The sequence below is a fragment of the Streptomyces sp. AM25 genome, assembly GCF_058146165.1.
In genome coordinates this window covers 1-6,630 of the sequence record NZ_JBKIWN010000084.1, presented here as the reverse complement: position 1 = coordinate 6,630, position 6,630 = coordinate 1, and the positions used below count along the sequence as shown (strand labels likewise).

5 protein-coding genes and 1 pseudogene are annotated in these 6,630 nt (G+C 71.8%); 5 read left to right on the top strand and 1 reads right to left on the bottom strand.

Translation table 11 applies throughout. The features are described 5' to 3' along the window. Positions 1-151: 151 nt before the first annotated feature. The 3 genes from ACLHRZ_RS36425 to ACLHRZ_RS36415 all read left to right on the top strand — a co-directional run bounded on the left by ACLHRZ_RS36425 (position 152) and on the right by ACLHRZ_RS36415 (position 3,325). A complete protein-coding gene (locus ACLHRZ_RS36425; RefSeq protein WP_490422883.1) occupies positions 152-1,390 on the top strand; it encodes an aspartate kinase in 1,239 nt (412 codons plus the stop codon). A 459-nt stretch (positions 1,391-1,849) separates the two neighbouring features. After that, positions 1,850-2,458, top strand: coding sequence for a hypothetical protein (locus tag ACLHRZ_RS36420; protein WP_490422882.1), 609 nt, complete (start codon positions 1,850-1,852; stop codon positions 2,456-2,458). 126 nt (positions 2,459-2,584) lie between these two features. Then, on the top strand, positions 2,585-3,325 hold the full coding sequence (locus tag ACLHRZ_RS36415; protein WP_490422881.1) for a YcnI family copper-binding membrane protein: 741 nt from the start codon (positions 2,585-2,587) through the stop codon (positions 3,323-3,325). 655 nt (positions 3,326-3,980) lie between these two features. Here ACLHRZ_RS36415 and ACLHRZ_RS36410 read toward each other — a convergent pair. Continuing rightward, positions 3,981-5,069, bottom strand: coding sequence for an alcohol dehydrogenase catalytic domain-containing protein (locus tag ACLHRZ_RS36410; protein WP_490422880.1), 1,089 nt, complete (start codon positions 5,067-5,069; stop codon positions 3,981-3,983). A 102-nt stretch (positions 5,070-5,171) separates the two neighbouring features. On the opposite strand from ACLHRZ_RS36410, the gene ACLHRZ_RS36405 reads away from it, so the two are divergent. Together ACLHRZ_RS36405 and ACLHRZ_RS36400 are read left to right on the top strand one after the other, a co-directional pair. Beyond that, complete coding sequence (locus ACLHRZ_RS36405; protein ID WP_490422879.1) at positions 5,172-6,065, top strand: LysR family transcriptional regulator; 894 nt, start codon at positions 5,172-5,174, stop codon at positions 6,063-6,065. Positions 6,066-6,408: 343 nt separating this feature from the next. Further along, a pseudogene (locus tag ACLHRZ_RS36400) lies at positions 6,409-6,576 on the top strand (class I SAM-dependent methyltransferase); the annotation flags it as partial. Positions 6,577-6,630: the final 54 nt, after the last annotated feature.

Below are 6,630 nucleotides of genomic sequence, written 5' to 3'. Positions count from 1 at the left end.
TGCGCATGCTGCCCCCGCTCAACGTCACCGAAGACGTGGCGGACACCGCCTGCACGATCCTCATCGACGCCATCGAGAAGTCCAGCGCGCCGCTCGTGCGGACCACCGGGCACGAACCGGCCGAACGGCAGCTCCGGGGAGACGTGACCTCGTGACCCTCATCGTCCAGAAGTACGGCGGGAGTTCGGTGGCGGACCCGGACCGCATCACAGGCGTCGCCGAACGCATCGCCGCCACCCGCCAGAAAGGCCAGGACGTCGTCGTGGTGGTCTCCGCCATGGGCGCCTCCACCGACGAACTCCTCGCCCTCGCCGACCGGGTCGCCGTCCCCCCGTTCCCGCCCAGGGAGACCGACCTGCTGCTCAGCGCGGGCGAGCGCATCTCCAGCTCCCTCCTCGCCATGGCCCTGCACTCGCTGGGCGTCCCCGCCCGCGCGCTCACCGGAGCGCAGGCAGGCATCGTCACCACCGCCGACCACGGCCGCGCGCACATCACCGACGTCACGCCCGACCGGATCCGCGAGACCCTGGATGCCGGATGCGTACCGGTCGTGGCCGGCTTCCAGGGCCGCGCCGCCGACACCCTGGAGGTCACCACCCTCGGCCGGGGCGGCTCCGACACCACAGCCGTCGCCCTCGCCGCAGCCCTGAACGCCGAACTGTGCGAGATCTGCACCGACGTCGACGGCGTCTACACCGCCGACCCGCGCATCGTCCCCGAAGCCCGCCTGCTCGACCGCATCGGCTACGAGGCCATGCGCCAACTCGCCGCCGGCGGCGCCCAGGTCCTCGCAACCTCCTCCGTCGCCTACGCCCAGTGCCACCGGGTGCCCGTGCGGGTGCGCCCCTCACACGGCACGAGCGAGGGGACCCTGCTCTGCGACGAACCGGCCGGACCCGGCGAGGCGGAAGGGGCGATCATCGGTGTCGCCCACCACCGCGCCGTCCGCATCGGGGTCGCGGCCCCCCACGAGCTCGCCGACCGGCTCCTCGTGGCCGAACGCATCCTGAACGCCGCCGAAGGAGACAACCGCGAGATCGACGTGGCCGTGTGGCGTCCGGAGTCGGGAACCGGAGAGCTGTCGTTCGTGGTCCACGCCGACCAGGCGGCCGCCCTCATCACCGCCGTCGAGGAGACCGGTCCCGGCCCACAGCTCGCGATCCGCCGCGACGAGGACCTCGGCCGCATCACGGTCATCGGCCCCGCATCGGTGAGCCGATGCTGCGCCGCCCTGATGGACAACGGCATCACCATCGAGACGGCCACCCGGCTCCGCCCCGGCGTCCGGATCCTGTGCAGCCGGCACCAACTCGACGACGCGGTACGCACCCTGCACACCGCACTCGGCCTCGGCACCCCGGCGATGGCAGGAGCAGCCGTCCGGCAGTGACCCCGACGGAGGCCCCTGGGGCGACATGGCCTTGGGGGCCTCCACCACGCCCCTGCCCGCGCACGACTGGAGTTGCCGGACAGGGTGAACACCCCATGGTGCACACAGCAGACGCTGCCCCGGCGCCCCCAGCCCGAGCGAGCTGCACACCGCCTGGGTGCTCGCCTTCCACAGCCGTGACGCACCGCGGACCGGACAGCACCTCGGCCTCCCGCCCGAAGCAGCCTCTCTCCTGGCCGACAAGGCCCACGAGCGAGGAGGAGAGGGAACGCTGAGGCCACGACGGTAATCGGCGGGATCGTGCAGCTGTAGAGGGCGCACGGACTGCTTCACGCGCCGGGAGAGCAGCCGGTGAGCCTGCCCCGGCAGTCTCACGAGCACCGGGCACTGGTGCCGTGCTCGCATCGCCTTCATCCTGGGGACGGCTGCGCCCGACCCTGCTGGAAGGGACGTGTTGGCGTGTGCGCATCGAGGGTGCTGCGGGGCCTGCGGGCCGCCGTGTTCGCCGCGGTGTGCGTGACGCTCGCCGCCGCCGGGCACAGCATCGCCTGCCGGCAGACGCCCTCCGCGTGGGCTCAGGGCGTCGGCTTTGCCGCCGTCTTCGCCCTGAGTTGCCTGATGGGCGGACGTGAACGGTCACTGGCGGGGATCGTCGGCACCATGGGCATCGTCCAGATCGCACTTCACATGCTCTTCGACGCCGCCCCGGGAGCCCCGGCAACATCCATGGCGCAGGGGCCAGGCATGTCAGGCATGTCTCATCCGGCCATGACGCTCGTGCACCACGGTGAGAGCGGCCGGGCAATCGTGGCGCATGCCGCGGCGGCGTTGGCTGCCTCTTGGTGGCTGCGCTGCGGCGAGGCAGCCATCTGGTCGCTGTTGCGCCAGGTCGCCACGGTCATCCCCGGGCTCGTGGCCTGGTGGCATGCCGTCGCGGGGCCGCCGACACCTCCGCCGGGCGCCTCGGTCCGGCGGCGCGATGGCAAGGAGAGGTGGGCGGGCCAGTTCCTCCTGCTGCGTCACGTGGTGATGCGTCGGGGTCCGCCGGTGGTGGCGCCGGCCGAGTGAGCCGTCCCCGGTACGGCTCTCGGACCACCGCTGGGCTGGTCGCCTGCGTGGCGACGCCCCTCGATCACGCTCACCTTCACCGGTGGACCGTCGTGTCCGCCGGTCCGTCCCGTACGGAGTCTTCGCATGCCTGCGACATCCATACCCCCAGTCATCCGGCGCGGACTGCGCCACGCCGCCGTGGTCGGTGCACTGGCCACGGCCAGTGTGCTGGCGAGCGCCGGTGCCGCGTTCGCGCACGTCACCGTCCACCCGGACAGCTACCCCCAGGGCACCTCCGACGGCACCCTCACCTTCCGGGTGCCCAACGAGGAGGACAAGGCCGGCACCACCAAGGTCGACATCACCCTGCCCGCCGACCATCCCATCCCGTCCGTCCTGGTCACGCCCGTGGCAGGCTGGACGGCCCAGGTGAAGACGACCAAGCTCGCCACCCCGATCAAGACCGACGACGGCAACATCACCGACGCCGTCTCCGAGATCGTCTGGACCGGCGGCAAGATCGACCCGGGCCAGTACCAGGACTTCACCATCGCCTTCGGGCAACTGCCCACCGGCACGAATCAGTTGGTGTTCAAGGCGCTGCAGACGTACTCGGACGGCAACATCGTCCGGTGGATCGAGGAACAGCAGTCCGGCCAGCCGGAGCCGGAGCACCCGGCCCCGACGCTGAAGCTCACCGCAGCGGCTTCAGGTGACAAGAAGGGCGACAAGGGTAGTGCAGCAGAGGGGAGTTCGTCGGCGGCTTCGGCGAAGGCAGACGACTCCACCGCCCGGAGCCTGAGCATCGCCGGGCTGATCGTCGGCGTGATCGGGCTGATCGCGGGCGGGCTCGCCCTGGCCCGGGCCCGCTCCGGCAGGCAGTAGCCCCGGGCGTCAGCCGTCCCGCCGGGAATGCCCGGCGGGACGGTGTCCGGTGAAACGACGCCGGAATGTGTCTCGTTGCGATCCCTCGGCACAGCGGTCGGCACTCGGCTAACGACCGCACTGGCACGGGCCGCCGGACTGGCATCCGCAAGTGCAGTCCGGACCGCAATTGCAGCCTGAACTGCACGTCGGGGAGGGCGTGTTAACGGTCACGGTCAGCGCTCCTTCTTCGCTCGTACGACTTCCCATCGAGCGAACACCCGGCCCGTTCACGGCCGCAAGAGGGTGCACGTGGGGAGCGGCCACGAGACAGGAGAACCAGCCCCCTCCCTCGGAGCACCTGCACGCCAGTGAGCGGCTGCCCGCTCCTGGGCCGTCGGGCGTGGAGAGCCAGGCGAGGAAGGCCAAGGCGTGTCTGACGAGTCGCTACGACCCACCGGACCACCGGACACGCCGTAGCGGTGCGCCCGCCGCCGCTCACGCCGATACTCCGATGCCCGAGCCCGCGGAGCAGGGCGTGACCTGCACGGTGGACGCGCACGGCGAGATGCCCGCGGCCCGCGACTTCCCGAGAAATAGCAACAGCATGGCGGCCTGCGCTCGTGAGGGCGGTGGGCCGTAGGTAGCGCTGGCATGTGGAGATCACTCGGTCTCGTCAGCGCGCCGATGGGGTGAGAGCGGTGCGGTCGAACGGGCCACCATGTGAGGCGGCGTACGTGACGGCGTCGTTGACGGCGTTGAGGGCGAACGACCGGACCCGTTCGGGGGCGAGGTCCAGGGTGCCCGAGGCGATCAGCCGGATGATGCCGACGTTCGCTGCAGGCGGGTACATCCACTGGCCGCGCACGGTGATCGAGTTGCGCATGATCCATGGGTAGGGGAGTGCGAGGTCGTCGCCACCGAGCATGCCGACGCCGCCCATGAGAACGACGCGGCCGTACTCGCGCACGGTCATGGCAGCCGTGCGCGCCACCGTGCTGGGTGCGCTCGGTGGCAGCAGGTCGATCACCATGTCGATCGGGCCGTCGGCCGCCGCGGACATCGCCGCGCGGTCGCCGGCCTCGTCCCCGGTGAGCGGGACCGGGCGCACCCGCGGACCGAACCGGTCGGCCAGGAGGTCGAGCATGGCCCGGTTGCGGCCTGGGGCGACCACGCGGCCCGCTCCCATGGCGAGCGCGACCGCGACCGCACTGCTGCCGAGGTTGCCGGTGGCCCCGCTGACGAGCAGCGTCTCACCGGCGGCGAGCCCGCCGGCCAGCAGCCCGCCGTAAGGGATGACGTGCACGCCGAGCGCGGCCCAGCGGGCCGGGTCGTCCCCCGCCGCTGCGGGCAGCGGGAAGACGTTCTCCGTCGGTACCCGCATGAGCTCGGCGAACGATCCGTCGTGCAGGTACCGGGCGAGCCGCGCGCCGCCCTCGCCGCGGGAGCTCCAGCCCTGAAGCGTGATGTCGGGCGTCAGGGCATCGTCCCGCGAGCGCACCGTGCAGTCGCACCACACCAGGTCGCCGGGGCGCAGCCGGGTGGCGTCCGGACCCACGTGAACGACCCGCCCCACGCCGCCGATCCCGGGCACGACGGGAGGGACCAGCGGGTAGTTCCGCTCGCCGCTGAAGACCTCGGCCGCGTACGGGGCCACACAAGCGGCGAGCACCTCGACCAGCACCTCGCCGCCGCCGGCCTCGGGGTCGGGCACCTCCCGCACCGTGAGCGGGGCACCGAACTGCGTCAGAACCGCTGCTTGCACCTGATGACCTCCGTTGTCGTCCGTGCTCGTCGCGATCGACACTAGGAGCCCGGCGGACATGCAGGAAGCGACGATCAAGCATCTGCGGTATGCGTATGTCGCATGGACATCTCCAGCACAGGCCTGCGGGTCCTGCGGCAGATCGCCGAATCCGGCAGCTTCACCGCAGCAGCCACCCGGCTCGGCTACACCCAGTCGGCGATCTCACGCCAGGCCGCCTCCCTCGAACGAAGCGCGGGCACCACCCTGTTCGAACGCCGCCCCGACGGAGTGCGGCTCACCCCCGCAGGCCTGACCCTGCTGCGCCACGCTCGCACGATCCTGGACTGCCTGACGGCGGCCGAGCGCGACCTCACCGGCACCGTCCCGCGCACCGAGCCGGTGCGGCTCGGACTGTTCCTGAGCGCGGGCGCAGCCATCCTGCCTCCCTCCCTCGCCCGCCTCGCGGCAACCGACCCGCAGATCACGGTCACGACGATCGAGGGCACCACCCCCACCCTGATCCGGGCACTGCGCGCGGGTTCGATCGACCTCGCCGTGCTGACGTCCCGTCCGCCCCACCGGCCTTTGGACGGTGAGTCGCCGCGCCTGCACGTCGAGACCGTTGCGGACACCGAACTGGTCGTAGCGGCGCCTTCGACCGGAGAGTTCGCCGGCCGCACCGCGGTGCACGTCGACGAACTGGTCGACGCTCGATGGATCGCCACCCCGGCGTCGAACTCCGAACTCCTGCTCGGTGTCTGGCCCGGCCTGCCCGGACGGCCGCACATCGTCCACCGCGCGCGCGACTGGCTGACGAAGCTTCAGCTCGTCGCCGGCGGCTTCGGGGTGACAACGGTGCCCTCCCGGCTCTCGCCGGTGCTGCCGCCCGGGGTGAGCCTGCTGCACGTCGAAGGCGCACCTCCCGAGACCCGCCGGGTTCTCGTGGCGCGACTCCCCGGCCGCCCGGCCCCGGCGATCACGGCCGTCACCCGGGCAATTACCTCGACCGCCTGATGTGCCCCCAGGGCCGTCGGCATCGGTGCCCCAGCCCGCCGAGAGCGCACACCATCACGTGTACCCCGGCATGGGCCAGGGCCCTTTCAAGCAGGAGCACCCCGCTGCTGCCCGAGCAAGTACCCCCGTGACGTCGAACCCCGGGCCCTGGTCCCCTTCGTGTGGTCGCGCACACAGGGAGACTGTTGGTCTCCGCCTCATGATGGTTTGAGCGGTCGTAGGCGGCGTGCGCGCATGACCGGCCGGCCGCACATGAACCTGGCTCCCCTCAACAGGCCCCTGGGAACCGGTCAACTAGGCTGGCGCGGTGACTGATGAGCAGGAGCGGGTACAGCCGTCGGGAGTGTGGGCCACGGCGGTGGGAGTGGCCAGGGTGCGGGCGCTGGAGACCGAGCGGGAGGATGCGCTGTTCCGCGACCCGCTGGCGCAAGCCTTCGCCACCGCCGGCGGCCTGTGGCCCTCCTCGCCGCCGCCCGATGACGAGGCCGCGCGACGCCGCCGGCTGGCCGTGTGGGCTTGATTCGGTTTGACGGACATCCGAGATCAGGGGCCTTGGCCCCGGAAG

Excerpts from the sequence above, each read along its gene's own strand:
- ACLHRZ_RS36415 (WP_490422881.1), top strand. The coding sequence starts at position 2,585 with ATGCCTGCGACATCCATACCCCCAGTCATCCGGCGCGGACTGCGCCAC.
- ACLHRZ_RS36405 (WP_490422879.1), top strand. The coding sequence starts at position 5,172 with ATGGACATCTCCAGCACAGGCCTGCGGGTCCTGCGGCAGATCGCCGAA.